The organism is Brotocaccenecus cirricatena (genome assembly GCF_020687045.1).
Classification (GTDB): Bacteria; Bacillota; Clostridia; order Oscillospirales; family Oscillospiraceae; genus Vescimonas; species Vescimonas cirricatena.
Genome location: NZ_JAJEPW010000023.1, coordinates 1 through 25,962 on the forward strand (window position 1 = coordinate 1; position 25,962 = coordinate 25,962).

The 25,962-nt window shown below is 63.7% G+C and carries 21 protein-coding genes; 9 read left to right on the top strand and 12 right to left on the bottom strand.

The annotated features are described in order from the left end of the window. Positions 1-146: 146 nt before the first annotated feature. From LKD37_RS08870 to LKD37_RS08910, 9 genes are all read right to left on the bottom strand, one after another. Positions 147-1,640, bottom strand: coding sequence for a Mur ligase family protein (locus LKD37_RS08870; protein ID WP_302928899.1), 1,494 nt, complete (start codon positions 1,638-1,640; stop codon positions 147-149). Between the two features lie 22 nt (positions 1,641-1,662). After that, positions 1,663-3,195, bottom strand: coding sequence for an ABC transporter substrate-binding protein (locus LKD37_RS08875; RefSeq protein WP_302928900.1), 1,533 nt, complete (start codon positions 3,193-3,195; stop codon positions 1,663-1,665). A 14-nt stretch (positions 3,196-3,209) separates the two neighbouring features. After that, positions 3,210-4,004, bottom strand: a complete 795-nt coding sequence (gene pgeF / locus LKD37_RS08880; protein WP_302928901.1) for a peptidoglycan editing factor PgeF — start codon at positions 4,002-4,004, stop codon at positions 3,210-3,212. A gap of 14 nt (positions 4,005-4,018) precedes the next feature. Then, complete coding sequence (gene secA / locus LKD37_RS08885) at positions 4,019-6,757, bottom strand: preprotein translocase subunit SecA (RefSeq protein WP_302928902.1); 2,739 nt, start codon at positions 6,755-6,757, stop codon at positions 4,019-4,021. A 191-nt stretch (positions 6,758-6,948) separates the two neighbouring features. Next, on the bottom strand, positions 6,949-7,680 hold the full coding sequence (locus LKD37_RS08890; protein WP_302928903.1) for a helix-turn-helix domain-containing protein: 732 nt from the start codon (positions 7,678-7,680) through the stop codon (positions 6,949-6,951). Between the two features lie 104 nt (positions 7,681-7,784). Next, positions 7,785-8,363 carry an ATP-binding cassette domain-containing protein gene (locus LKD37_RS08895; protein WP_302928904.1) on the bottom strand — a complete coding sequence of 193 codons (579 nt, stop codon included), beginning with the start codon at positions 8,361-8,363 and terminating at the stop codon, positions 7,785-7,787. Between the two features lie 2 nt (positions 8,364-8,365). Continuing rightward, positions 8,366-9,115 carry an ABC transporter permease gene (locus LKD37_RS08900; RefSeq protein ID WP_302928905.1) on the bottom strand — a complete coding sequence of 250 codons (750 nt, stop codon included), beginning with the start codon at positions 9,113-9,115 and terminating at the stop codon, positions 8,366-8,368. Positions 9,116-9,243: 128 nt separating this feature from the next. Then, complete coding sequence (locus LKD37_RS08905) at positions 9,244-10,242, bottom strand: ABC transporter substrate-binding protein (protein ID WP_302928906.1); 999 nt, start codon at positions 10,240-10,242, stop codon at positions 9,244-9,246. Then, positions 10,239-10,508: a TM1266 family iron-only hydrogenase system putative regulator gene (locus tag LKD37_RS08910; protein ID WP_302928907.1), complete on the bottom strand. Its 270-nt coding sequence runs from the start codon at positions 10,506-10,508 to the stop codon at positions 10,239-10,241. Before LKD37_RS08910 ends, LKD37_RS08905 begins: the two co-directional genes overlap by 4 nt. Positions 10,509-10,751: 243 nt before the next feature. Here LKD37_RS08910 and pcp point away from each other — a divergent pair, with 243 nt between their 5' ends. Together pcp and LKD37_RS08920 are read left to right on the top strand one after the other, a co-directional pair. Next, complete coding sequence (gene pcp / locus LKD37_RS08915; protein WP_302928908.1) at positions 10,752-11,357, top strand: pyroglutamyl-peptidase I; 606 nt, start codon at positions 10,752-10,754, stop codon at positions 11,355-11,357. 165 nt (positions 11,358-11,522) lie between these two features. Then, entirely contained in the window at positions 11,523-13,130 is a 1,608-nt protein-coding gene (locus LKD37_RS08920) for a putative manganese-dependent inorganic diphosphatase (RefSeq protein ID WP_302928909.1), read from the top strand. Between the two features lie 147 nt (positions 13,131-13,277). Here LKD37_RS08920 and LKD37_RS08925 read toward each other — a convergent pair whose 3' ends face one another. After that, the gene (locus LKD37_RS08925) at positions 13,278-14,246 is read right to left on the bottom strand and encodes a calcium/sodium antiporter (RefSeq protein WP_302928910.1); all 969 of its coding nucleotides are present in this window, start codon (positions 14,244-14,246) and stop codon (positions 13,278-13,280) included. Positions 14,247-14,267: 21 nt separating this feature from the next. Further along, positions 14,268-14,852: a manganese efflux pump MntP gene (locus LKD37_RS08930; protein WP_302928911.1), complete on the bottom strand. Its 585-nt coding sequence runs from the start codon at positions 14,850-14,852 to the stop codon at positions 14,268-14,270. Positions 14,853-15,195: 343 nt separating this feature from the next. Between LKD37_RS08930 and LKD37_RS08935 the strand changes: the two genes are divergently transcribed. The 4 genes from LKD37_RS08935 to glsA all read left to right on the top strand — a co-directional run bounded on the left by LKD37_RS08935 (position 15,196) and on the right by glsA (position 18,737). Then, a complete protein-coding gene (locus LKD37_RS08935) occupies positions 15,196-15,675 on the top strand; it encodes a deoxycytidylate deaminase (RefSeq protein ID WP_302928912.1) in 480 nt (159 codons plus the stop codon). A 39-nt stretch (positions 15,676-15,714) separates the two neighbouring features. Further along, positions 15,715-17,007, top strand: coding sequence for an L-cysteine desulfidase family protein (locus tag LKD37_RS08940; RefSeq protein WP_302928913.1), 1,293 nt, complete (start codon positions 15,715-15,717; stop codon positions 17,005-17,007). A gap of 6 nt (positions 17,008-17,013) precedes the next feature. Next, on the top strand, positions 17,014-17,751 hold the full coding sequence (gene truA / locus LKD37_RS08945) for a tRNA pseudouridine(38-40) synthase TruA (RefSeq protein WP_302928914.1): 738 nt from the start codon (positions 17,014-17,016) through the stop codon (positions 17,749-17,751). 71 nt (positions 17,752-17,822) lie between these two features. After that, positions 17,823-18,737 carry a glutaminase A gene (gene glsA, locus LKD37_RS08950; RefSeq protein WP_302928915.1) on the top strand — a complete coding sequence of 305 codons (915 nt, stop codon included), beginning with the start codon at positions 17,823-17,825 and terminating at the stop codon, positions 18,735-18,737. Between the two features lie 268 nt (positions 18,738-19,005). Here glsA and LKD37_RS08955 read toward each other — a convergent pair whose 3' ends face one another. Beyond that, positions 19,006-24,306: a hypothetical protein gene (locus tag LKD37_RS08955; protein ID WP_302928916.1), complete on the bottom strand. Its 5,301-nt coding sequence runs from the start codon at positions 24,304-24,306 to the stop codon at positions 19,006-19,008. Positions 24,307-24,586: 280 nt separating this feature from the next. On the opposite strand from LKD37_RS08955, the gene LKD37_RS08960 reads away from it, so the two are divergent. The 3 genes from LKD37_RS08960 (at position 24,587) to rpsG (ending at position 25,935) form a co-directional block, all read left to right on the top strand. Continuing rightward, the gene (locus LKD37_RS08960) at positions 24,587-24,853 is read left to right on the top strand and encodes a ribosomal L7Ae/L30e/S12e/Gadd45 family protein (RefSeq protein WP_302928917.1); all 267 of its coding nucleotides are present in this window, start codon (positions 24,587-24,589) and stop codon (positions 24,851-24,853) included. A gap of 64 nt (positions 24,854-24,917) precedes the next feature. Next, on the top strand, positions 24,918-25,334 hold the full coding sequence (gene rpsL / locus LKD37_RS08965) for a 30S ribosomal protein S12 (protein ID WP_022177723.1): 417 nt from the start codon (positions 24,918-24,920) through the stop codon (positions 25,332-25,334). Positions 25,335-25,464: 130 nt separating this feature from the next. Continuing rightward, on the top strand, positions 25,465-25,935 hold the full coding sequence (rpsG, locus tag LKD37_RS08970) for a 30S ribosomal protein S7 (protein WP_302928918.1): 471 nt from the start codon (positions 25,465-25,467) through the stop codon (positions 25,933-25,935). Positions 25,936-25,962 lie beyond the last annotated feature (27 nt).

The window sequence follows — 25,962 nt, forward strand, 5'->3', positions numbered from 1 at the left end:
GTTCTTTCAATAAACGTTCCGTAGGGCGGGGCCCATGTGCCCCGCCGCGATAACCGGCACCTCCCGATACACCACCGTAGGGGCGTGGGCTCTGCCCCGCCCACAAAAAAATGCGCCCCCGTGGGGCGCATTTTTATAATACTGGTTCATGTCCGCTGCTTTTCCCGCAGGGCCAGGGCGCGTTGGGCCACCACCGGGTCGGAGTCATAGTGGACGTATCCGCCCCGGACCCGCTGGATGGCGTCGTTGCCCTTTCCGGCCAGGACGATCACCGCCCCCTCCGGGGCCTCCAGAATGGCCTGCTCCACCGCCCGGGTGCGGTCTAACTGGATGGTGACCCGGGCGGGGCCGCTCTGGGCGGCGGCGTGGGCCAGACGGCCCGCGATGTCGGCGGGATCGTCGAAATCCGGGTTGTCGGTGGTGAAGAAGATCCGGTCGGCGTATTTGCCGCACATCTCGCCCATGCCCTGGATCCGCTGGGGGGAGCGGCCTCCGGCGATGCCGGTGACCACGGTGATGGGCGCGCCGGGATAGTCCCGCTTCAGGTCCGTCAGCAGGGCCTGGGAGCTGGCCCGGTTGTGCATGCAGTCCACCAGCACGTGGACGCCGCCGCCCTCGTACCGGTTCATGCGGCCGGGGACCTCCAGAGCGTCCAGGGCCGCGGCCATCTGCTCATGTTCCGCCCCCAGCATACGCCCCACGCCGATGGCGGCCAGGGCGTTTTCGATGTTGAAATCCCCGTCCATGGCCAGGTGATAGGGGTGCAGGGCCTCACTGCCCCGCTCCTGGACGAAAAAGCGGAAGCCGTGGGTCAGCTTCTCCACCTGCCGGACGGTCAGATCGCAGTCGTCCCGGTCCATGCCCACCAGCATGACCGCCCGACAGCACCGCCGGGCGGTGTCATATACCCGGTCAAACTGGGCCGTCTCCCGGCAGATCACGGCCCGGCCGCTGTTTTCCAGCAGTTGGAGCTTGCATTGCAGATACTCCTCCATGGAGGCGTGCTCCTTGGGGGAGATGTGGTCCTCGCTGAAATTCAGGAACACGCCGATGTCGAAGTGCTCGCCATAGACCCGCTCCACCTGATACGCCTGGCTGGACACCTCGGCGGTCATATACGGCAGGCCGTGATCCCGGGCCTGGGCAAACAGCCACTGCAGGTCCAGGGACTCCGGCGTGGTCAGATGGGTGTCCACGTCCGGGCCGCCGCAGTAGCGTCCGGCGGAGGAGCTGAGGCCCATGGTCCGGCCCGCCAGGGCGTTGGTGACGGCCTGGATCATATAGGAGGTGGTGGTTTTCCCCTTGGTGCCGGTGACGCCGATAAGGGTCAGGCCGTCGGAGGGATTGTCGTAAAACCACCGGGCCGCCAGGCTCTGGGCCTTGCGGACGTCGGTGACCCGGATGCAGGGGATGTCCACCCCGGGAAAGTCCGTCTCCGCCAGGGCGCAGACGGCTCCCTGCCGCCGGGCCATGGCCAGATACTCCGGCTTGAAGCCGTAGCCCTTGCAGATAAAGAGGTCGCCGTCCCGGGCCTGACGGGAATCGTTGCAGATACCGGTGACGGCCGCGTCCCGGGCCGCCGGGGCCGCCAGCAGATCGTACTGCCGGAGCAGGTCCTCCAGATTGCGGGTTTGTTTCATAGGTGTTCCTTCTTTCGGGGGCTTATTTCATATTGAGCTTCCAATCGGAAATGCCGTAAAACGGGTTGGAGGCGGTGGGGGTGATGGGGGAGGACGCCGCACCGGCGGGCAGGAGCACGGAATAGCTCTTGAAGCACACCGGCACCATGGGGGCCTGGTCCAGGAGCTTTTCGCACAGGGCCGTCATGGCGGCGGACCGCTCCCCGGCCTCGGTGGCGCACAGGGCCGCCAGCAGGGCGTCCGTCTCGGGGTCGGCAAAGCCGCCGTAGTTCATGGCGGCATAGCTTTGCAGCAGGGGACGCAGATCCCAGTCGGCGGTGAGCTTCACCTGGCACAGGCACAGGTCGAAGTCCCCCTGCTCCAGGGCCTGGACATACTCATCATAGGGCAGTGAGCGCACGGTGACCTGCAGATCGTACCGGGACAGCCCCGCCGCGATGGTCTGGGCAGTGGACACCCGGAAGCTGCTCTCCTGGTTCACCAGCAGGGTCAGGCTCCGGGTCTTGCCGGTGTTCAGCCCCGCCGCCTCCAGGGCGGAGGCATAGCCATCCTGGGAATAGGCGGTCTCCAGATCCTTGGGATACAGGCCGCTGGCCGGGGACACCGGGAACTGGGCCGCCAGACCGTGGCCCAGCAGATAGGCACTGACACAGCTGGCCCGGTCCACGCCCAGGGTCACGGCCCGGCGGACGGCGGGGTCGTCAAAGGGGGCCCGGCGGGTGTTCAGGCACAGATACTGCATAATGGTGGTGGCGGCGTCGGTATAGTCGCCGCTTCCGTATACGCTGGAGTCGTCCGCCCCGGTCAGGTCGCAGAACAGAAGCTGGACTTCCCGGGCATAGAAGGCGTAGGACACGGAGTCCGTATCCTTGCAGGCGGTCAGCTCGATGCGCTCCAGGGGCAGGGACTTCCCCTGCCACCAGGAGGCGTTTTTGGCCAGGTGGGCGCCGCCCTCGCCGCTGTAGGCGTAGGGCCCGGTGCCGGTGGGGAAGGTACTGCTCTCGGTGCCGGACTTCACAATGGGGATGTCCAGCCGGGAGACGAAGCTCCGGTTGTCGCCGGTGAGGGTGATGCGCACCGCCCCGCCGCTGGCCCGGATGTCCGACACCTCCGCCAGCCGCCCGCTGTAGCGGGCGGAGGACTGGGCCCGGCGCAGACTGTTCGCCACGTCCTGGGCGGTGACGGCGCTGCCGTCGCTGAAGGTGACGCCGCTGCGCAGGGTGATGGTGTAGGTATACCGGGCGGCGTCATAGGTATAGGACTCCGCCAGGGCGGGCTGGGCCTCAAATTGCCCGTCCAGGGCGAACAGCCCCTCATACACCAGGGCCCCCAGGGTCTGCATGGCCCCGTCGGGGCAGGTGATGGGGTCCGCCGTCTCCCCCTTGAGATAGGGCAGGGCGAAGGAGGTGAGCTTCACGTCCTGCTTCTTCTGCTCCACGTTGTAATAGTCCGTCAGGGTGCCGAAAATGTCTTCCGGGTCAGCCGTCGACCAGTCGCACCCGGTCAGCGCCGTCAGGCACAGGGCCAGAAGCGCCGCGAATATGCGCTTTTTCATGGGATACCTCGATTTCACAGGCAGATCATGGCGATCTGAGCGCCCCGGGCCTGGCCCATCCGCCGGTGGGACCAGTACAGCTCCGGATGGCAGGCGGTGCAGTCCGGGGACACGTCGATTTGCCGCACCCCTGCCTTTTCCAGCCACCGGGCGTTGACGCCCTTCAGGTCCACGTGCCACTTGGGCCCCCGGCGGGTGATATACGGCCCCGCCTCCGCCCCCAGGGCGGCCTCCAGGGCCTGGGGCACGTCCGCGTCCGTTTCAAAACAGCAGGGGCCGATGGCCGCCCCAATGGCGGCCCGCAGGTCCCCTGGGTCCGTGCCGAACAGCTCCTGCATCCGGCGGACGGTTTTGTATACGATGCCGCCGGCGGCGCCCCGCCAGCCGGCATGGGCCGCGCCCACGGCCCCGTGCACCGGGTCGTGTAGCAGGATGATGCCGCAGTCGGCGGAGAACACCACCAGGGGGATCCCCGGGGTGTCCGTGACCATGGCGTCCACGCTGGTATAGTCCCGGTCCCGGAACAGGCCCTTGCCGCAGTCGTCCGCCGTCACATGGCGGATGTTGTCCTCGTGGACCTGCTTGCTCAGCACCGCCCAGTGCTCATCCACCCCCAGGGCGGCGCAGAACCGGCGGTAATTCTCCCGGACCCGGTCCATGTCGTCCCCCCGGCCCACGCCCAGGTTCAGGGAGTCCCAGGGGGCGGGGCTGACGCCGCCGATGCGGGTGGAGAACCCGTGGCGCACGCCGGACAGGACGGTGCTGGTCTTGATAAACAGGCCGTTTTCCTCATGGGCCAGAAAGGACATGGGCAAACCCTCCGTTACGCGTTCCTGCCGCAGCAGTTCTTATACTTCTTGCCGGAGCCGCAGGGGCAGGGCTCGTTGCGGCCGATCTTCTTGACCTTCCGGGGCTGTTTTTTCACGGTGCCGTCGCCGCCCACGCTTTCGGAGGTGGCGTTGGCCACCCGCTCCCGCTTGACCTCCTCGTTCTTCTTCAGCCGCACGGAATACAGCCGCCGGACCGTCTCGTCCTGGATGGCGGCGATCATCTCCTCGAACATCTCCAGGGATTCCTTCTTATAGGCGATGATGGGGTCGGTCTGGGCATAGGCCCGCAGGCGGATGCCCTGGCGCAGGTCGCTCATGGCGTCGATGTGCTCCATCCAGTATTCATCCACCACGCGAAGCAGGACCACGCGCTCCACCTCCCGCATCACCGGGGCGGTGAACTCGTCCTCCTTCTGCTGATAGTAGCCGGCGGCGGCCTGGGTGAAGGCGTCGGTAACGGCCTGGGCGTCCATGGCGTCCAGCTGCTCCTGGGAGAAGCGCACGGCGTACTTGGGGAAGTACAGGCCCTCCACCTGCCGCAGAAGCTCCTGGCAGGAGGTCATGTCCAGATGCTGGACGCCGCTGAAGGCATTCTGCACCAGGTGGGTGATGGAGGTGTTCATCATGTTCATGATGACGTCCTTCACGTCCATGCCCTCCAGCACCTGGCGGCGCTGGCCATAGATGATCTCCCGCTGCTTGTTCATCACGTCGTCGTATTCCAGCACGGACTTTCGGGCCTGGAAGTTCCGGGACTCCACGGTGGTCTGGGCCTGCTGGATGGAGCGGGTGAGCATCTTGCTCTCGATGGGCATATCCTCGTCGATGTTCATGCGCTCCATAGCGGCCTGGACCCGTTCGCCGCCGAACAGGCGCATCAGGTCATCCTCCAGGGAGATGTAGAACCGGGTCTCGCCGGGGTCGCCCTGGCGGCCGGCGCGGCCGCGGAGCTGATTGTCGATCCGGCGGGAGTCGTGGCGCTCGGTGCCGATGATGAACAGGCCGCCGGCCTGGCGCACCCGGTCCGCCTCGCCGGAAATTTCCGCCTTATGCTGGCGCAGTTTGTCGGCAAACAGCTGGCGGGCCTCCAGAATCTCGGGGTTGTCGGTCTCGGCATAGCCGGTGGCGTCGGCGATGACCTCGTCGGTGTAACCGGCCTTGCGCAGGTCGTTGGTGGCCATATACTCGGCGTTGCCGCCCAGCATGATATCGGTACCGCGGCCTGCCATGTTGGTGGCCACGGTGACGGCCCCGAACTGGCCCGCCTGGGCCACGATCTCGGCCTCCTTCTCGTGGTTCTTGGCGTTGAGGAGGTTGTGGCGGATGCCCTCCTTGGTGAGCATCCGGCTGAGAAGCTCGTTCTTCTCGATGGACACGGTGCCCACCAGCACCGGCTGGCCCTTTTCGTGGCACTCCTTCACCTGGCGGATCACCGCCCGGTACTTCCCCTGCTCGGTTTTGTACACGGCGTCCTCATTGTCAATACGGACCACCGGGCGGTTGGTGGGGATCTCCACAATGTCCAGCTTATAGATGGTGGCAAACTCCTCCTCCTCGGTCATGGCCGTACCGGTCATGCCGGAGAGCTTGCTGTACAGGCGGAAGTAATTCTGGAAGGTGATGGTGGCCAGGGTCTTGCTCTCCCGCTGGACGGAGACGTGCTCCTTGGCCTCGATGGCCTGGTGCAGGCCCTCGGAATACCGGCGGCCGAACATCAGGCGGCCGGTGAACTCGTCCACGATGATGATCTCGCCGTCCTTGACCACATAGTCCACGTCCCGCTTCATGGTGCCGTGAGCCTTGATGGCCTGGTTGATGTGGTGGGCGATGGTGCTGTTCTCCGGGTCGGAGAGGTTATCCAGGTGGAAGAACTCCTCGGCCTTGGCGATGCCCCGGGCCGTCAGGGTGGCGGTGCGGGCCTTTTCGTCCACGATGTAGTCGGCGTCCAGGGTCTCGTCCTCGGCCTCCTTGTCGTCGGTCTCCGTCACCACATACTTTTTCAGGCGGCAGGCGAAGGACTCGGCCATGTCATACAGCTGGGTGGATTTCTCCCCCATGCCGGAGATGATCAGGGGGGTCCGGGCCTCATCGATCAGGATGGAGTCCACCTCGTCCACGATGGCGAAGCTGTGGCCCCGCTGGACCTGCTCATCCTTATAGATGGCCATGTTGTCCCGCAGGTAATCAAAGCCCATCTCATTGTTGGTGCCGTAGGTAATGTCGGCGGCATAGGCGGCCTGGCGCTGCTCCTTGGTCAGGTCGTGGACGATCAGGCCCACGGTCAGGCCCATGAAGCGGTGGACCTTGCCCATCCACTCGCTGTCGCGCTTGGCCAGATAGTCGTTGACGGTGACGATATGGACGCCGTTTCCGGTCAGGGCGTTGAGATAGGCCGGCAGGGTGGCCACCAGGGTCTTGCCTTCACCGGTTTTCATCTCGGCGATGCGTCCCTGATGCAGGACAATGCCGCCGATGAGCTGCACCCGATAGGGGCGCAGGCCCAGCACCCGGTCCGCCGCCTCCCGGACGGCGGCAAAGGCCTCCGGCAGGATGTCGTCCAGGGTCTCGCCCTGCTGCAGGCGCTGCTTGAACTCCGGAGTCTTGGCCTGAAGCTGTTCGTCGGTGAGGGCGCGGTATTCCTCCTCCAGAGCCTCGATCTTGTCGGCGATGGGGTAGATGGATTTCAGCTCCCGCTGGCTGTAGGTGCCGAAGATTTTCTGGATCAGTCCCATAGTTTTTGATTCCTTTCTGCTATACGAGGGTGCAGAGCACCAGAATATACAAATACCTATATAGTATACCACACCCGTCCCGGCTATGCAAATGAAAAACATGTGAACAAACCCGGGACAGGCCCGGGACAAGCCGGGACAAGCGGCGCAAAAAGGACGGGCCCCGGGGTCCGTCCTTTTTGCTTACTATATTACTGCAAAAACAGGGAGGCCGGGCGATTCACCACCAGCATGTTGTAATACCGCAGCAGGTGATAGTCGTCCTTGTCCAGCTTGATGCTGGTGAGCAGGCGGTCGTTTTCCTCCAGCGGCTCCTTGGAGATCAGGGTCTTCAGGGCGATGGGGGCGAAGAACGGCGTGCTGCCGATGCCGGACAGCAGGCCCACGGCGGGGGTGCGGTTGTGCATGGGGTTGAGCATGCAGATATACATCTTCTCCGCCTCGTTGATCTGGTTGGTGAGCACCATGTGGGTGATGGTGTCATAGGGCTTCATCTCGCCGGTGAACAGGTGCTGGCAGCGGTCCGGCTCCCGGAAATTGTCCACCCCCACATACATCATCACGTCGATGCCCTCGCCGGAGGCGGAGGGGGAGAAGCACAGCAGCGACCGCACCAGCTGCCGCACCCGGCCGTCGTAATAGTACATATACGCCCGGGGCTGGTTGAAATAGAAGTTCTTGGGCAGAACGGACTGGGCATGGAACACCGGGGGCTGATAGTCGATAAAGCATTTCAGGTCGATGTCCAGGGCCCGGGCCACATCGTACAGAGTCTCCACGTCGATGGTGATGGTGCCGTTTTCATACTTGGACACCGTGGCCTTGCTTTTGTTGATCATGGCCGAAAACTGCTCGATGGTATAGCCCCGGCTTTTGCGGTATTTTTTGATTCGCTGACCAACATGGTAGGAAAAGGAGCCCATGCCGTCCACCTCCTTGCGTTTCTGCCTGAATTGTACCAAACATTTGGTAGGAAGTCAACGAAAAGTTTCTGAATGAGAAACATTTTTTCGGTTCCATATCGCAATCATAGGGTGGACAGGTCCAGACAGCGGCCCCCCAGCAGGGCGGCCTCCTCCGGGTCGTGGGTGACGCACAGCAGGGACGCCCCTGGCGTATGGCGGCGGATATAGGCCACGGTGTCCCGGCGGCACTGATCGTCCAGGCCCTTGAAGGCCTCGTCCAGCAGCAGAAGCTGCGGCCCGGCGCACACGGCCCGGGCGATGGCCACCCGGCGGCGCATGCCGCCGGACAGCTGTGACACCGGCCGCCGGGCGCTGCCGGCCAGGCCCAGCTCCTCCAGATGCCGGAGGATCTCCGGCTCCGGCAGGGTCCGGCCTGTTGCCAGGCGGACGTTGGCCACGGCGGAAAAAGCGCCGCACAGCCGGTCCTCCTGGAACACATAGCCAAGCCTCTCCGGAACACCGGTGACGGAGCCGCTTTCCGGCCGCTCCAGCCCGGCCACGCACCGCAGCAGGGTGGTTTTGCCCAGGCCCGAGGGGCCCATCAGGCACACCGTCTCCCCTTGCCGCACCGTCAGGCTCACGTCCCGCAGCACCGGGCCGCGGCCGAAGTCCTTGTAAACATGGGAAATCACCAGGTCCATTTTTACCGTCCCTCCCACGCGGCGAAGCCCCGCCGCAGCAGCCACAGCACCAGCTTCTCAAAGCCCACGCTGCACACCACGATCACCACCGTCCAGGCCAGCAGGTCCGTCATCTGGAAATACACCTTGGCCTCGTACAGCCGCTCGCCGATGGAGCCGCCCACCACGCCGATGACCTCGGCGGCCACGCCGGACTTCCACGACATACCCAATGCCACGCTGCACCCGGACAGCAGGAAGGGCTTCACCTGGGGCGCGTAGATATACCCCAGCCGCCGGGAGAAGGGCACCCGATAGACCCGGGCCATCTCCAGCAGGGCTCCGTCGGCGCTTTTGATGCCCTGGAGGGTGTTGGAATAGATCACCGGGAACACCATGAGAAACGAGATGAACACCGCCAGCTGCCGGGTGCTCATCCAGATCAGGCAGATGATGATGAACGACGCCACCGGCACGGACTTGATGGCCGTGACATAGGGCCACAGCAAAAGCTCCAGCACCCGCAGCCGCCCCGCCGCCACCGCCAGCAGCACCCCCAGCACCAGGCCTAGGGCAAAGCCCCCGCTGATGCGCAGCAGGCTGAAGGCCACGGTGGCGAAGAAGCCCGGCTCCCGCCATACCGACCACAGGCGGCAGGCCACCTGCCACGGCGACGGCAGCAGCAGGTCCAGTCCCACCGCCATGGCCGCCCCCTGCCACACCAGCAGCGCCAGGGCCACCGCTATGCACTTTTGAAGGGCCGGTCTCTGCATGGCGTCCTCCCATTGGGTTTGTTCGTTTCCCTGCGGCGGGGCACATGGGCCCCGCCCTACAGGGTGGGTGTCGAAGAATGGCCGCGCCAATCTGCGGACCGGCGGGCGATGATAGCTTTAAGGCGGGCTTAGTTCCCCATCCAGTAGAAGTCGTCCCCGGGGAGCTTGCCGCCCACGGACTCGGGATTCTGGTCAAACAGCACCTGCAGATAGCCGGAGGCGGCGGTTTTCATGTCGCCCCCGGTGAGGCAGACGATGTTGCAGGCGGGGATGGCCTTTTCGGCCACGGCGGCCTTGACGATGCCGTATTTTTCCACCAGCACGGCGGCCTCGGCGGGCTGGTCATTGACAAAGGCGGCGGAGGCGGCGTACTCCTCCATGAACCGGGCCACCGCCTGGGGGTGCTGGTCCAGAAACTCGCTGCGCACCAGCAGCACGGCGGTAATCAGCTGGCTGTCGCCGCCCAGGGCGTTCCACTGCTCCGTCAGGTCCAGGGCCACCCGCAGGCCCTCCACCTGGCCCATGGCCACCACCACAAAGGGCTGGGGCAGCATGGCCACGGCGCTGTCCTGGGCCGCCATCTGGGCCACGATCTCCGTGGGCTCGCTTTTCCACTCCACGTTCACGTCCTTGCCCAGCTCCAGGCCGTTCCGGGCCAGCAGATAGGTCAGGGCATACTCGGGGGTGGCGCCCTTGCCGGTGGCGTAGATGGTCTTTCCGGCCAGGCTCTTGATATCGGTGACGGTCTCGCCGCCCTTTTCCACCATATACAGCACGCCCAGGGTGCTGACGGCCAGCATCTTCACGCCGCCCTGGGTCTTGTTATACAGCACGGAGCCCAGGTTGGCGGGCACCGCCAGAATGTCCAGCTCCCCCTTCAGGAACAGGGGATTCAGCTCGTTGGCGCTGGCAGCCATCTGAAAGTCGATGGCGTTGGCGGTTTTCTGGTTTTCGGCATCGTCCAGCAGCTTCACCAGGCCCATGGACGTGGGGCCCTTCAGGCCGCCCACCCGGATGGTGACGGCCTCCTCCTGGGGGGTCTCGGGGGTCTGGGGCTGCTTGGCGCAGCCGGACAGCACCGCAGCGGCCATCAGCACCGCCAGCAGCAGGGATACAAATCTTTTCATTGGTTTTCTCCTTCCCGTGAAATGACGTTGGAATACTGTGTTTTGGCGCTGACGCCGGGCAGCCGCCCGATTTTGCCGGACAGCGCGGCGATCTTGTCCTGGGGCGCGTCCAGCACCACCGAGATGATGTTCACGCCCCGTTCCCGGTACGGCAGGCCCATGCGCCCGATGATATAGCCGCCGTATTCGTGCAGCAGCGCGTTCAGCGCCGCCGCCGAAGATTCCTGCTCCACGATGATGCCGATCAATGCCACTCTTGTTTCCATATGCCGTCACCTCCTCCGAAACAAAAAGAGCCGCGCCCTGCGGCACGGCCCCAGCACCCGGGAAGCGTTCCCCCCCGGGCGGTGTCATCTGTGGCGTAGCTTCCGTCGCAATCGCAATTTTGACGTCAGGAACTCACCTCTATTTTATGATGGCCGCCGTCGGTTGTCAAGGCCGGTTTTTCTTGCCAAATGCAAATACATATTGTATAATAATGTCGATAAATTACAGTTTGGAGTGATTTCATGGAGAAAATTCGGAAACCCCGGGTACTTTTGACGGGCTTTACCCCCTTCGGCGGGGAAACCGTGAATCCGGCCCTGGAGGCAGTGAAGCGGGTGCGATGCCCGGAGGCGGAGCTGCGCATTCTGGAGGTGCCCACGGTGTTCGGCGATTCCGCCCGGCTGGTGACGGCGGAAATGGATGCGTTCCGGCCGGACGTGGTGCTGTGCGTGGGCCAGGCGGCGGGCCGCAGCGCCGTGACGCCGGAGCGGGTGGCCATCAATGTGGACGACGCCCGGATCCCGGACAACGCCGGACAGCAGCCGGTAGATGCACCCATCGTCCCCGGCGGACCGGCAGCATATTTCGCCACGGTGCCGGTGAAGGACATGGTCCGGGCCATCCGGGAGGCCGGGGTGCCGTCGGAGCTGTCCAACAGCGCGGGGACATATGTGTGCAACCACCTGCTGTACTGCGTACTGCACCATGCAGGTCCGGGAGTCCGGGCGGGGTTCGTCCACGTTCCCTGCATTCCGGAGCAGACGGAGGGGACGGACCGGCCGTCCCTGCCCCTGGCGCAGCTGGTGACGGCCCTGGAGGCGGCGGTTTCGGCCTGCTGTAAAGGATAACCGGTTTCCCCCAGTGAAACATGAGACTCCGCCGGGGAAAATGCTGTTCCACGGATAAATAAACAGTTAGGGTGCTCTATTTTCGGCAAATTTAGGCACAACACCGCATTGACAAACAAATTGGGGCCGTTTTATAATGGAATCATCCGAAAGGAGTTGAATCCTATGAACGAGATCTACGTCATCGGCCACCACAACCCCGATACCGATTCCATCGTGTCCGCCATGGCCTACGCGGCCCTGCGCAACGCCCTGGGCGACCGGAACTATGTGGCCGCCCATATGGACCACATCAGCGACCAGACCCAGCGGATGCTGGACCGCTTCGGCTTCCAGCCGCCCCGGACGGTGCAGAACGTCCGCACCCAGGTGGAGGACCTGGACTATGATACGCCCCCGGCCCTGAACGCCACGGTCACCATGGACCGGGCCTGGCACATCATGCGGGAACAGAAGATCTCCGCCATCCCCGTCATCAACGAGGACGGCACCCTGTACGGCACTCTGTCCGCCGGCGACATCGCCACCTACAGCATGACCACCATCGCCAACCCCCGGGTGGAGGCGGTGCCCCTGTTCAACCTGCTCAGCGTCATCGAGGGCCGCCTGCTCAACGACAGCGGCGACCTGATCGACACCGTGTCCGGCAACGTGGTCATCGCCCTGCCCCAGAGCTGCGAGAACCTGCTGTTCGGCGACCCGGACAACATCGTCATCTGCGGCGACCAGCCGGACATGATCCGCCGGGCCCTGGACATCGGCGTCAGCTGCCTGATCCTGTGCCAGACGGAGGTGGACCCGGACCTGCTGGAAAACGCCGGGCGCACCTGCATCATCACCACCCCCTATGAGGCCAGCCGGGTGGCCCGGCTGATCTATCAGGCCAGCCCCATCTCCCGGCCCTGCCACAATGAAAAGATCGTGTGCTTCCACCTGTCGGACTATATCGACGACGTCCGCGAGGTGGTGCTGAAAAGCCGCTACCGCTGCTACCCGGTGCTGGACGAGAACGAAAAAGTCGTGGGCACCCTGTCCCGGTATCACCTGCTGCGCCCCCGGCGCAAGCGCGTGGTGCTGGTGGACCACAACGAGCGGGCCCAGGCCGTTCCGGGCCTGGATCAGGCGGAGATTCTGGAGATCATCGACCACCACCGCCTGGCGGATATCCAGACCAGCCAGCCCATCCGGGTGCGCAACGAGCCCGTGGGCAGCACCGCCACCATCATCGCCGGTATGTATCAGGAACACGGCGTCATGCCCTCGGCCAATATGGCGGGGCTGCTGGCGGCGGCCATCCTGGCCGACACCGTTATGTTCAAGTCCCCCACCTGCACCAAGCGGGATATCGCCATGGCCGAGCGCATGGCCCGCATCGGCGGCGTCAACATAAAGGAGCTGGGCCGCCAGCTGTTCTCCACCGCCGGAGGCAAATCCGTGGAGGAGCTGGTGAGCAGCGACTTCAAGGAGTTCCACATCGGCGAGCAGAACCTGGGCGTGGGCCAGGTCACCTGCCTGGACTCCATGGAGATGCTGGAGCGCAAGGACGAGTTCCTGGATGTGATGCGCCGCCTCCAGGAGGAGCACCACTACAATATGGTGATCCTAATGCTCACCGACGTGCTGCTGGAGGGCACGCAGCTGCTGTATGTGGGCAGCGACGAGGCCATCCGCAACGCCTTCTCCGCCGAGCCCAAGGACAACGCCCTGTTCCTGCCCGGGGTCATGAGCCGGAAAAAGCAGGTCATTCCCATGCTGTCCGCTTTGTGGGGCTAAACAACATCCCAAAAGGGCGAAGCCCTTTTGGGATAAAAGGCTTGCAAGTCATTTGCCGCCTGCGGGCGGCAAACGCTGCGAGGCATTTTGATACACTGACGCACCCCCGGCGGAATCCCGCCGGGGGTGCGCTTGCTTATTCAGAACTCAGAAACAGAACTGGAAGGCGCAGAAGCCGGCGTACAGCACCAGCAGCACGATGCCCTGCCAGCGGGACAGCCTGCCCCTGGCCAGGGCGGGCACCGTCAGCAGCAGCATTACCAGCATCATCAGGGGGATATCCACCACCAGGGAGGCGTTGTACCCGGCGATGGTCTTTTCCTGGGGCACCTGGAAGGGGGACAGGGTGGTGGACAGGCCGCTGACCAGCACCAGGTTAAACAGGTTCGCCCCCACGATGTTGCCCAGGGACAGGGCGCTGTGGCCCTTTACCAGGGAGGTGATGGCGGTGACCAGCTCCGGCAGGGACGTCCCCAGGGCCACGAAGGTCAGGGCGATGACGGACTCCGGCACGCCCAGTCCCTGGGCGATGAGGGTGCCGTTGTTCACCAGCAGGTTGGCGCCCACGGCGATGAAGGCCGCGCCGATGACCAGCAGCAGGATGTCCTTGCCCATGGAGGGGGTGCCGTCAATGGCCTCGTCCGCGCCGCCGGCCTGCACGGTGTCCCGGAAGCTCTGGCGCACGGTGAGGACCATGTACACCACGAACATCACCAGCAGCACGATGCCCGCCAGCCGGGTGAAGGCCCCGTTGGTATAGGCAATGGCGGCATAGAACACGGCGGCGATGAAGAAGAAGATCACCGGGGTCCGCAGGCTCCTGCGGTCCGCCTCCGAGGGGCGGATGGCGATGGTCAGGGCCGCGATCAGGGCGGTGTTGCAGATCACCGAGCCGATGGCGTTGCCATAGGCGATCTCGCCGTGGCCGCTGACGGCGGAGGTGGCGGACACCATCACCTCCGGCAGGGTGGTGCCGATGGAGACCACCGTGGCGCCGATGAGAATTTCCGGCACATGGAACCGGTGGGCCAGCCCCGTGGCCCCGTCCACGAACCAGTCGCCGCCCTTGATCAGCAGCACCAGACCCACGATGAACAGAAGAATGGGTACGAGCATTGTGTTGTTCCTCCTTAGTTTTTACAGCATACTGCTGATAAAGATTTCCAGTCCGATGAAGATCAGGATGGCCCCGCCCAGGATCTGGGCCCGGCCGGCAAGGCGCATGCCGAATTTCCGCCCCAGCACCAGGCCCCCCAGACAGATGCACAGCGTCACCGCCGCAATGATCAGGGAACAGACCAGGGCCATGAGCCGGTCATACTCGGCAATGGTGAAGCCCACGGACAGGGCGTCGATGGACGTGGCCACCCCCTGCACCAGCAGGGCGCCCAGGCCCAGTCCGGGGGCGGCGTCATCGTCTCCGCCGCCACGGATGCCCTCGATGAGCATTTTCCCGCCGATGAAGCCCAGCAGGGCCAGGGCGATCCAGGGGATCAGCTTTTCAAAGGCCCGGAAATACTGCACGATGGTGTGGACGCAGACCCACCCCGTCATGGGCATTAGGGCCTGGAAGGCGGCAAACACCCCGGCAATGCCCAGCATCCGCCGCCGGGACATGTGGGGCTCGTTGAGGCCGTTGGCCAGGGACACGGAAAACGCGTCCATAGCCAGCCCCACCCCCAGCAGCACGCTGTTGAAAAAGAACAGGATATTCCACTGCATGTTCGTTTCTCCTTTTTTCGTGAAAATTCCATGAAAAAACCCGGACATGGCCGGGGGCCATGTCTGGGCTCGAAGGCGAACAGACAGACGAGTCCCATGCATCCCGCGGCAGTGATACATGAGTCTCGCAAATTAAAGCAAGCCAGGCCGCCAGGCGGCCAGTATGTTGACGTGCTGTGGACAAAGGATCCGCTTGCTACTCCCTCACAGAGTTTTCAGTTTGTTCATGATACCACAGCCCGCCCCCTCCGTCAACGTTTTTTTCGGAAGATTCTGTTGCCCCGGCGGACAAAATCGTATATAATGGGGGACAATACAGGAAAAACCACCGGGAGGAAGCATCATGCAGCGCATCAGCAAGGAAAACTATTATCTGAACATCGCCCAGACGGTGCTGGAACGGGCCACCTGTCTGCGCCGGGTGTACGGGGCCATCATCGTGAAAAACGACGAGATCATCTCCACCGGCTACAACGGCGCGCCCCGGGGGCGGCGCAACTGCGTGGACATGGGCTACTGCACCCGGGAGCGGCTGCAGGTTCCCCGGGGGGAGCGGTACGAGCTGTGCCGCAGCGTCCACGCCGAGGCCAACGCCATCATCTCCGCCAGCCGCCGGGACATGGTGGGCGGCACCCTGTACCTGGTGGGCCGCAACGCCCAGACCGGGGAGCTTCTGCCGGACGCCACCTCCTGCCCCATGTGCCGCCGCCACATCATCAACGCGGGCCTGGAGCGGGTGGTGATCCGCCGCACTCCCACGGAGTTTCAGGTGGTGGACGTGCAGGACTGGATCGACAGCGAGGACGACGCGCCCCAGGCGTGAGACAAAACGGGAATTCACCGGCGTGTGCCGGGAAAATATATGGGACGAAAGGGAATTGCGATCATGTTGGACGAGAGAAAAGAGGAGGCATTCTGTACCATCCTGCGTGAGGAGCTTCAGCTGGCCACCGGCTGCACGGAGCCCATCGCCGTGGCCTATTGCGCGGCCCGTCTGCGCCAGGTGCTGGGGCAGAGGCCCTGCCGCATTCTGGCGGAGGTCAGCGGCAACATCCTGAAAAATGTCAAATCCGTGGTGGTGCCCAACACCGGGGGCCGCCGGGGCCTTCCGGCGGCCATCGCCGTGGGCATGGTGGCCGGGGATCCGGAGGCCCGGCTCCAGGTCATCGCCCATGTGACGGAGGCAGACGCCCCCGCCATCGGGGACTACCTGGACAGCACGGACATCCGCATCGACTGCCCGCCCACCCCCCGGATGCTGGACATCCGGCTGACAGGCTGGGCGGGGGACCACAAGGCCGTGGTCCATGTGGCCAACAACCACACCAATATCATCTATGTGGAGCGGGACGGGGAGGTCCTGCTGGAAAAGCCCCACTCCGACTCCGCCGAGGACAATTTGCAGGACAAGAGTGTGCTGAACGTCCGGGATATCCTGACCTTTGCCGAGACGGTGGACGTGTCCCGCATTGAGGATTCCGTGGGCCGGCAGCTCGAATGCAACACCGCCATCGCCCGGGAGGGCCTGCGGGGGGACTGGGGGGCCAACATCGGCTCCACCCTGCTGCTCTCCGGCGGCGACGTGGAGACGGAGGCCCGGGCCTGGGCCGCCGCCGGGTCCGACGCCCGGATGAACGGCTGCGAGATGCCGGTGGTGATCTGCTCCGGCTCCGGCAACCAGGGCATCACCGCCTCCGTCCCCGTGTGGCGCTACGGCGTGCAGACGGGCCGGGACCGGGAGACCATCCTGCGGGCGGTGTGCCTGTCGGACCTGATCACCATCCACCAGAAAACCGGCATCGGCCGCCTGTCCGCCTACTGCGGGGCGGTGTCCGCCGGGGTGGGGGCAGGCTGCGGCATTGCATGGCTTCGGGGCGCGGACTATGAGGGCATCTGCCACACCATCACCAACGCCGCGGCCATGATCTCCGGCTGCATCTGCGACGGGGCCAAGGCCAGCTGCGCCAGCAAGATCGCTATGGGTGTGGAAACCGGCATTCTGGGCTATAACATGTACCTGCGGGGCAACAGCTTCCGGCCTGGCGACGGCATCGTGGGCCGGGACGTGGAGGAGACCATCCGCAACGTGGGCATCCTGGCCTCTCAGGGCATGAAGGAGACGGACCGGGTGATTCTGAAGATCATGACGGAGTGATTCCATATGCTGCGCAACTATAAATTCATCATCGCCTATGACGGCACCCGCTTTTTCGGCTGGGAGCGCCAGCCGGGGCGGGACACCATCCAGGGGAAGCTGGAGAGCGTGCTGACCCGGCTCCAGGGCAGTCCCGTGGAGATCATCGGCGCCGGACGCACCGACGCCGGGGTCCATGCCCGGGCCATGGCGGCCAACGCCCAGCTGGACGTGGACCTGTCCCCGGAGGAGATCCGGGACTATATGAACCGCTATCTCCCCGATGCCATCGCCGTCCGGGAGGTGAAGGAGGCCGCCCCCCGGTTCCACGCCCGGTATAAGGCCCTGGGCAAAACCTATCGCTATGTGTGCTTCGACGGACCGGTGAAGCCGGTGTTCGACCGGAAATACGTCACCCTGCTGGACTATCGCCCGGACGTGGAGCGGATGCAGCAGGCGGCGGCATATTTGCAGGGGGAGCACGACTTCGCCAGCTTCTGCGGCAACCCCCGGATGAAAAAATCCACCGTCCGGCTGGTGGACAGCATCACCGTGGTGCGCCAGCGGGACCGCATCGTGTTCACCTTCCACGGCACCGGCTTTTTGCAGAACATGGTCCGCATCCTGGTGGGCACGCTGCTGGAGGTGGGCCGGGGGACCCGGCAGCCGGAGGATATGCCCGCCCTGCTGGAGGCCCGGGACCGCCGCCTGGCAGGGCCCACCGCCCCGCCGGAGGGCCTGTGCCTGATGAAAGTCGACTACTGATCGTAATATCCGACAGAAAAATTACTTGTTGTATCAAAAAATCCCGCCTTCGCGCGGGTGAAGGAGCCGATATGGAAGAATTGCTGCAGCAGATCCTGCAGGAGTGCCGCCCGTACACCGGGCAGGGGGCCCTGGCCTCCTATATCCCGGAGCTGGCCCGGCAGGACCCGGACCGCCTGGGCATTGCCATGTTCCACAAGGACGGCAACATGGTGGAGGCCGGCGACAGCCGCCGCTGCTTCACCATCCAGAGCGTGATGAAGCCCCTTTTGCTTCTGCTGGCCCTGCAGGACAACGGCCGGGAGACCGTCCGGGCCCATGTGGGGGTGGAGGCCACCGGCAAGCCCTTTGACGCCATCAACGTGGCGGACAACGCCCTGCTGGCCAAGCACCTGAACCCCATGGTCAACGCCGGGGCCATCCTCATGTGCCAGCTGGTGGGGGGCGAGACCTATGACCAGCGGTTTGCCCGGCTGCTGGGCTTTATCCGCCGCCTGGCCGCCAACGAGAAGATCGACCTGGACGAGGAGGTCTACCACTCCGAAAAGGCCACCGGCTCCAAAAACCGGGCCCTGGCCTATCTGCTGAAGGCCCACGGCCTGATCCGCGGGGACGTGGAGGAGCTGCTGGACTGCTATTTCCGGGCCTGCTCCATCCGGGTCAGTGCGGCGGACCTGGCCCGCATCGGCTGCGTGCTGGCCTGCCACGGCCAGCTGCCGGACGGCCAGCGGCTGTTCCCGGCGGCCTATGGCCGGTTCGTCAACGCCAACCTGATGACCTGCGGCATGTACGACGGGTCCGGAGACTTCGCCATCCGGGTGGGGGTTCCGGCCAAAAGCGGCGTAGGCGGCGGCATTATGGCTGTGGTCCCCGGCCGCATGGGGGTGGGCCTGTTCGGCCCGGCCCTGGACGAAAAGGGCAACAGCCTGGCCGGTATCCGGGCGCTGGAGCTGCTGTCCGCCCGGCTGGACCTGAGCGTATTCTAAAACTGCTTAAAAAGTCTCACAGAGTTTGCCGCCCGCAGGCGGCAAAGCAAATGCAATCCATTTTCGCCCGGGGCGTGTACCTGGGCGAAAATACTTCTCAGTCTGCAAGTGTGGAATTTGTTCGCTTTCGGCGAACAAATTATGCGCGCGGCAGACTGCAAGCCTTTTGTCAAAAAAGGGCCTTGCCCTTTTTTGACAAGCTCAAAGGCCCCCGCCATCCGGCGGGGGCCTTTGCTGTTGTGCTATGGCTTGCTATGGGGTGGTCCGCTTAGCTGTTGCGCTTTTTGCGGGACACGATGACCAGCACCACAGCCAGAGCGGCAGCGCACACCAGGACGATGATCCACATGGTGGTGTTGCTCTCGTCGCCGGTCTTGACGCCGGGCTGGGTGGGCTGATCGGGCTTGTAGTTGGGATCGGTCTCGCCGCAGACGGTGCACTTGCCGTCCTTATAGTCGTGACCGGCAGCGGGGATGACCCGGGTCTCCACTTCGCCGCAGGCGGAGCAGGTGCGGGTCTCCAGGCCGTCCTGGGTGCAGGTGGGGGCGGTGGTGACCACCCATTCGCCGAAGGTGTGCTCATGGGCGGTGCAGACCACGTCGTTGCGGTCGCGGATGCGGATACGGGGGGCCATCTCGGTGCCGTCGGCCAGGACGAAGGTGTTGTCGTAGGAGGCCAGGCCGGTGGCGGAGATCTCGCAGCCGATGGACAGGTTCTTCACGTCATAGGAGGTGGTGATATAGCCGTCGATGAACACCCGAGCGATCTTACCCTCGCTGTCGCGGACCAGGATGGTCTGCACCAGGCCGTCAGCCATCTCATAGCCCACCACGAAGCCCTTCAGGGTCACCAGCTGGCCCAGGACGGAGCCGTCGTTGATCTGGGTGGAGGTGACGGTCTTGGGGGTGACGGGAGTGGTCTCGCCGATCTTCTCGATGGAGGAAACCTGCAGCTCGTTCTCGCCCTGATAGGTCTCCGTCACGCCGGTGACCCGGACCACGTCGCCGATCTTGAACTCGCCGGCCACGGGGAAGCAGTTGATGCCGCCGGTCTCATCCTGGACATAGATGCAGTCGAAGAAGGCGGTGGCCTTGTCATAGCCGGAGGCGTTGGAGGTCACGACACCCTCGATGGTGTACTTGTGACCGGCCTCGGTCTGGGCCTGGACGGTGGCGATGTCGGTGACCTTCACGGGGTTGATGGCCCGCAGCAGGTTCTCGCAGATCTTATAGTTGGAGTAGTTCTTCTCGGAGCCGTTGTCGCTGATGGTGGCCTGGACCTCGAAGTTGGACATGAAGGCCGCGCCGGACACGATGATCAGACCCTTGCCCTCCAGCTGCTCGCTGGCCATGGCCAGCAGGCGGCTGTCGTTTTCGGCATAGGCGTACTTGGGCACGTTGGCACCGCCCAGGCCGTCCTTATCCACGTCCACGGAATAGGTGGTGCTGTGGGCGTATACCACCGGGGAAACGGTGGCGGGCAGGGTGGAGGTGGGCTTGCCATCGGCGTCCACGGCATACACGGAGGCGCCGCCATAGTGGCTGAATACCTCGGTATACAGCCGGTCATAGGGGTGCTCGGCGTCCACGATGACACCGTCGGTCAGGAAGCTCTGGCCATAGGTGTTGAAGTACAGACGCCACTTGTCCACGCCGTCGGCCGCGCTGCGGACATCGTCATAGGTGGCGTCGTCGCTGATGCGCAGGCTGGAGCCCAGGGCCTGGAGCACCTCGTTCTGGGTGGCGGCCATGTGCTTGATGGCGGGGTTGTTCTGGATCACGTCATAGTTTTCGTAGTTGTCGCTCCAGCCGGCCAGGATCACGGTGCCGCCGCCGGCGTTGAAGGCGGTAATGGCCGCCAGCTCCGCGGCGCTGTAGGTCCGGGGATCGGTCTGGGCGTCCGCCAGGCGGCGGGAGGGGGCGGTGAGGATCAAGGCCTTGAACTTGGGATTGGAGCAGGCGGCGATGAGCTCGTCGCTGGTCTTCAGCTCCACGGTGCGGACGTTGTACTTGCCCGCCAGGTTGCCGAAGTTGCCCATGGAATCCTTGTAGTTACCGGCCACATACTCGTTGTAGTGGGAGGCGTCGATGCCGATATACACCAGGTCGTCGGCGTTCAGCACGTCCAGGGTAATGTCCTTGGTGAACACATACTCCTTGCCGTCCTGCTCCAGCACCACGGTGGCGGTGACCTTGTAGACACGGGCGGTGTCGAAGGAGACGTCATAGCTCAGGGCCAGGGTGCCGCTGGCGGGAACGGTGCCCACATCGGTGGCGGAGGCCAGGACCTGACTGCCCACGGCGTAGGTGATGGACTTGATATTGGCGTCGGTGCTCTCGCTGTTGAACAGGGTGGTGGTGACGGTCATGGCCTCGCCGGTGACGGGAGTGGAGGTGCCGCAGGTCACATCGGAGATGCCCAGCTTCAGGGTCTCGCCCACCCACACGGGGGCGGTGACCGCCAGGTCGCCGTCACCCTGGGTGACGCGGATGTAGTAGTAGCTGTAGTCGGGGTCCAGGGTCACGGACAGGTCGCCGGTGGCCAGGACAGCGGGATCGTCCCAGGTATAGGCGGTCTTGCCGGAGTTGACAATGACCTCCACCTTGGAGATGGAATCACTGGCGTCGGGGTCGTTGACGGTAACGTGGATGTTCAGCTTCTCGGGGACCTCGGTGAGGCTGCTGCCCAGGAGCATGCCGTTGACGGTGTAGCCGATCTCCAGGTTCTTGTCCTCAGTGGCGTACATACGCATGGCCCGCAGCGCGTCATAGATGCCCTGCTCGCTGAAGTCGTCGGTGAGGATCACGTCGCGGGCGTCGTTGGCGTTGCCCCAGCGGCCCTTGTGGTTATCCTGGTTGTTGGTGGGGGCCAGGTGCCAGCCCTTATCCAGCGCCATGGTGTAGTACTCATAGCTGGGATAATAGCCGCCGGCGCCGATCTGGCCCTCGCCGTTGCCGGCCTCCACCATGTACATGCGGCTGTCGATGACGGGATCCCAGAAGGCGAAGTCACCGAAGGTGCCGAAGGTGTTGCCGGGGTGGTTGAACTGGCTGAGGCTGTCTGCGCCCTCCTGCTGGCTCAGCAGGGCATAGTAGGCGCGCATACCGGCATAGTCGGTCTTGTTGTTCAGGGTGGAGTTGTTGCGGGAGACGATACCGGGGGTGTTGAAGGTGTTGATGTGGCCGGGGCCGCCGGACCAGGTCATCTCGAAGCCCGCCAGAGCCACCAGGGAACCGGCGTTGGCCTCGTTGAAGGCGGCCACGGAGGAACGGTAGCTGTTCCAGGTCTCCTGGCTGGAGGCGCTGGCCAGGCTCATGTCGTACAGGGCGCCCTCGGGGTTGGCGGCGCCGGTGGTGTCAAAGTAGTTGGAGTGGTCGGTGAAGGCCACGAACTGGACATTGGCGCTTTCGGGCAGGTTCTTCACATAGTCCAGGGCGGCATCCAGGGAGCCTGCGCCGTCGGAATACTGGGTGTGGCTGTGGAGCTGGCCGAAGTACAGCTGATACTGGGCCTGGCCCACGGTGAAGAACCAGTTGAAGGAGGCGGTCTTGCCGTCGGCGCGGGTAACGGTGACGGACACATTGGTGCGGCCGTCGGTCATGTCGGCGGCGGGGGTATAGGTGAGCCTGCCGCCGGCGTACACGGCGTTGACCTTCTGGCCGTTGACGGTCATCTCCAGGGTGGGATTCTCACCGGCGTTGATGATCTCGGCGGAGATCACGGGCCGCTTGTCGCTGCCGGTCTGGCTGCCCTTCAGGGGGGTCACAGCCCCGATGGAGGGCTCGTCCACCACGGTGAGCACCAGGCTGCCGGAATAGGACGCGCCGGAGGCGTTGGTGACGCGGACGGTGAGGGTCACCTTGTCGGCACCGGCCAGCATGGCGGCGGAGACGTTGGCGGTGTAGTTCTTGCCGTCGGCGGTGTAGTCGGTGATGACACCGGCGGCCTTGCCGTCCACCAGGATCTCCAGCTTGGAAACGGCCTTGACATCATTGACGGTGAAGGTCAGGGTATAGTCCTGACCGGCCTTCACGGTGTCGGCGGAGGTGAACACCACGGCGGGATCGTTGACCACGCCGCCGTCCAGCTTCACGCTGTCGGCCACACCATAGAAGAAGAAGGAGTAGATGGTGTAGTCGGTGACGTTGTACATGCTGTAGGTCTTATAGCTGTCGCTGTAATACTCCAGATACTGGCTGTACCGGCCGTTGAACTTGGCGGTGCGGCTTTCCAGCTGATAGCCGCCCACGCCGCCGCTGCAGGGCTCCACGGTCCAGTCGGCGTCGTCGCTGGCGGTCTGGGAATAGAAGGCGTTGTTGCCGGTGCCGTTGGAGCACAGATAGCCGTAGGTTTCGTTGCGGAAGCGGTAATACTCGCCGCTGCGCTCCACGGTGAACACCACGCCGCCGTTTTCGGGGATGGCCTTGCCGTCCGTGATCTGGGCGGAGACACTATTGATGGCGGGGCTGTCGGTGTTGTCATTCTGCTGGGCCAGGACGCCCTGGGCATTCTGGTTGAACAGCACCACCTGCGCACCCTCCTGGGGCAGGCTGCCGGCGGGCTGGTCCATCTCGTCGCCTACCAGATAGAGCTGCTGGGCAAACAGAGCCTCGTTGCTGCCGATGGTGCCGAAGGCACTCCAGTTGTTCTTTTCGGCATACCACTCCAGATAGCTGCTGCGGCCCACGTTCTTGATGTAGAAGCAGTCCGCCGTGGCGGCAGCGCTGAGCTCCCAATCCACATTGGCCTTGTCCAGGGGAGTGCTGCTGTAGCTGGTGTCCATGGACAGCTTCTTGCCCTCGGCGGTGGAGAAGGTATAGGCGCCGCTCTCGGTGCGGTTCACGGTCCACAGCTCTGCATCCGTGTAGCCGGTGAGCTTGCCCCCGGTCAGCTCCACATCCACGCCCGTGTTATAGAAGCCGTTGTACACGGAGGACAGAGCCTTCTTGTTGGCGGGGTTGAACACCACCACCTTGTCGCCGTTCTGCAGGGTGGTCAGATCGGTGACGATGCCGCTCTGGCGGGCGGGGGCGGTGCTGAGCTTATACAGGGCCACGGGCTGCTGATTCTCGCTCTTATAATAGCGGAACCGGGTGCCGTTGGTGGCGGCTGCGTTATACTGCAGCGTGGTGTTGTTGCTGGCGATCTTCACATTGCCATCAGCGAAGGTGATGGTATTCAGCTCCGGAGTGGAGCCGGTGATGATCTTGTTGCTGCCGGACTTGCCGGAAATGTACTTTCCGCTGGCGGACTGAATGGACCAGCCGCCGGTCATGGGCGCGATGGTGAACGCGTACTTGGCGTAATCACCAACGATCTTGCCGTCGGTGATGGTCACGTCCACCTTGTTGCCCTCCTTGTCCAGGGCGGACAGGGAGCCGTCCATGATCAGGCTGCCCTTTTCATAGACGATCAGGTATTGACCGGACCAGTCCTCCTGTGCCTCGGTGACCTTTTCCCAGGTCCCGGACGCAGGCTCTGCCGCGAATACCGACACCGGCAGCAGGGAAACCAGCATGACCAGTGACAGCAGCGCAGACAGAAGTCTGGTGCGAACAGGTGTTTTCATCAAGCTATTACCTCCTTTAATTTCTCCCGGAGCTTCCGCCCCACAGGTGCTTCTATTCTATCATACCCCCGTACCGGTTTCCAGCTTTATTTACAGATTTGACACAAATTTTGCTGATATGTGCACAAAGTATGGACGAATGCACAAAGGAAAATGAAAAGTTTTACCCGGATTCCTCTTGACGTATCCCGGGGGACTGTGCTATAATTTCAAACTGCGCGGATATGGATTCCGCGAATTTTGCCATGCGGCAGACACACTGTGCCGAGGAGGTTCCCACGTGCTGGAAGAGCTGTCATCCAAAGACAAGGTGGTGGGCCTGAAACAGGTGCAGCGGGCAGTAAGCGCCGGCCGGGCAGGCTGGGTGTTTCTGGCCTGCGACGCCGATCCCCGGCTGATCCGGCCGCTGGAGGGCCGCTGCCGGGAACGGGGCGTTCCCGTGTCCGGGGCGCACACCATGGCCCAGCTGGGCCGGGCCTGCGGCATCGACGTGGGCACCGCCGCCGCGGCGCTGCTGGCAAAGGAAAAACCGCTTCCAACGGAATAAAATTCTTTGTTCCGTGGAAAATATAGGGAGTCATCCCACAAATCTTTAGAAAGGAGTTCATTGCATGCCTACTTTCAATCAGCTGGTCAAGCAGGGCCGGAAACAGGCTACCTACAAGTCCAATTCCCCCGCTATGCAGAAGGGCCTGAATACGCTGAAGAACAAGGAGACCGATCTGTCCTCCCCTCAGAAGCGCGGCGTCTGCACCGCAGTGAGAACTGCCACCCCCAAGAAGCCTAACTCCGCTCTGCGTAAGATCGCCCGTGTCCGCCTGACCAACGGCTACGAGGTCACCGCCTACATCCCCGGTGTCGGTCATTCTCTGCAGGAGCACTCTGTGGTCATGATCCGCGGCGGCCGTGTCAAGGATCTGCCCGGTGTTCGTTACCACATCATCCGCGGCACTCTGGATACCCAGGGCGTTCAGGGCCGTATGCAGGCGCGCTCCAAGTACGGCGCCAAGCGTCCCAAGAGCAAGTAATCCCCGCATGAAATGAGCTTTGCCGAAAAGGTTTATATATATCGTATGTACCTCTTTGGCAGGCCGTACAACAGCCTCTCCGGCTGTTGAGTACCTATGAAATCATATTTTTATGAAGGAGGGAAGCATAGTGCCCAGAAGAGGTAATGTTCCCAAGAGAGAAATTTTGCCCGATCCTATGTACAACTCCGTGCTGGTGACGAAGCTCGTCAACAGCATCATGTTGGACGGTAAGAAGGGCGTTGCCCAGAAGGTTGTCTACGGCGCCTTTGATCTGATCAAGGAAAAGACCGAGAAGGAGCCTCTGGAAGTGTTCACCCAGGCCATGGAAAACATCATGCCCAGCCTGGAAGTCAAGGCCCGCCGTGTCGGCGGCGCCACCTATCAGGTCCCCATGGAGGTTCGTCCTGCCCGCCGTCAGACCCTGGGTCTGCGCTGGCTGACCAACTATTCCCGCGCCCGCAGTGAGCGCACCATGGCCGAGCGCCTGGCAGGCGAGATCATGGACGCCGCCAACAACACCGGCAGCGCCGTGAAGAAGCGCGAGGATACCCACAAGATGGCCGAATCCAACAAGGCCTTCGCCCACTTCCGCTGGTAATCCCCGCAAACTGATTAAAAGGAGAAC

Bases quoted from the DNA above. Each gene is read 5' to 3' on its own strand.
- LKD37_RS08870 (WP_302928899.1), bottom strand. From the start codon at position 1,640: ATGAAACAAACCCGCAATCTGGAGGACCTGCTCCGGCAGTACGATCTG.
- LKD37_RS08875 (WP_302928900.1), bottom strand. From the start codon at position 3,195: ATGAAAAAGCGCATATTCGCGGCGCTTCTGGCCCTGTGCCTGACGGCG.
- pgeF (WP_302928901.1), bottom strand. From the start codon at position 4,004: ATGTCCTTTCTGGCCCATGAGGAAAACGGCCTGTTTATCAAGACCAGC.
- secA (WP_302928902.1), bottom strand. From the start codon at position 6,757: ATGGGACTGATCCAGAAAATCTTCGGCACCTACAGCCAGCGGGAGCTG.
- LKD37_RS08890 (WP_302928903.1), bottom strand. From the start codon at position 7,680: ATGGGCTCCTTTTCCTACCATGTTGGTCAGCGAATCAAAAAATACCGC.
- LKD37_RS08895 (WP_302928904.1), bottom strand. From the start codon at position 8,363: ATGGACCTGGTGATTTCCCATGTTTACAAGGACTTCGGCCGCGGCCCG.
- LKD37_RS08900 (WP_302928905.1), bottom strand. From the start codon at position 9,115: ATGCAGAGACCGGCCCTTCAAAAGTGCATAGCGGTGGCCCTGGCGCTG.
- LKD37_RS08905 (WP_302928906.1), bottom strand. From the start codon at position 10,242: ATGAAAAGATTTGTATCCCTGCTGCTGGCGGTGCTGATGGCCGCTGCG.
- LKD37_RS08910 (WP_302928907.1), bottom strand. From the start codon at position 10,508: ATGGAAACAAGAGTGGCATTGATCGGCATCATCGTGGAGCAGGAATCT.
- pcp (WP_302928908.1), top strand. From the start codon at position 10,752: ATGGAGAAAATTCGGAAACCCCGGGTACTTTTGACGGGCTTTACCCCC.
- LKD37_RS08920 (WP_302928909.1), top strand. From the start codon at position 11,523: ATGAACGAGATCTACGTCATCGGCCACCACAACCCCGATACCGATTCC.
- LKD37_RS08925 (WP_302928910.1), bottom strand. From the start codon at position 14,246: ATGCTCGTACCCATTCTTCTGTTCATCGTGGGTCTGGTGCTGCTGATC.
- LKD37_RS08930 (WP_302928911.1), bottom strand. From the start codon at position 14,852: ATGCAGTGGAATATCCTGTTCTTTTTCAACAGCGTGCTGCTGGGGGTG.
- LKD37_RS08935 (WP_302928912.1), top strand. From the start codon at position 15,196: ATGCAGCGCATCAGCAAGGAAAACTATTATCTGAACATCGCCCAGACG.
- LKD37_RS08940 (WP_302928913.1), top strand. From the start codon at position 15,715: ATGGGACGAAAGGGAATTGCGATCATGTTGGACGAGAGAAAAGAGGAG.
- truA (WP_302928914.1), top strand. From the start codon at position 17,014: ATGCTGCGCAACTATAAATTCATCATCGCCTATGACGGCACCCGCTTT.
- glsA (WP_302928915.1), top strand. From the start codon at position 17,823: ATGGAAGAATTGCTGCAGCAGATCCTGCAGGAGTGCCGCCCGTACACC.
- LKD37_RS08955 (WP_302928916.1), bottom strand. From the start codon at position 24,306: ATGAAAACACCTGTTCGCACCAGACTTCTGTCTGCGCTGCTGTCACTG.
- rpsL (WP_022177723.1), top strand. From the start codon at position 24,918: ATGCCTACTTTCAATCAGCTGGTCAAGCAGGGCCGGAAACAGGCTACC.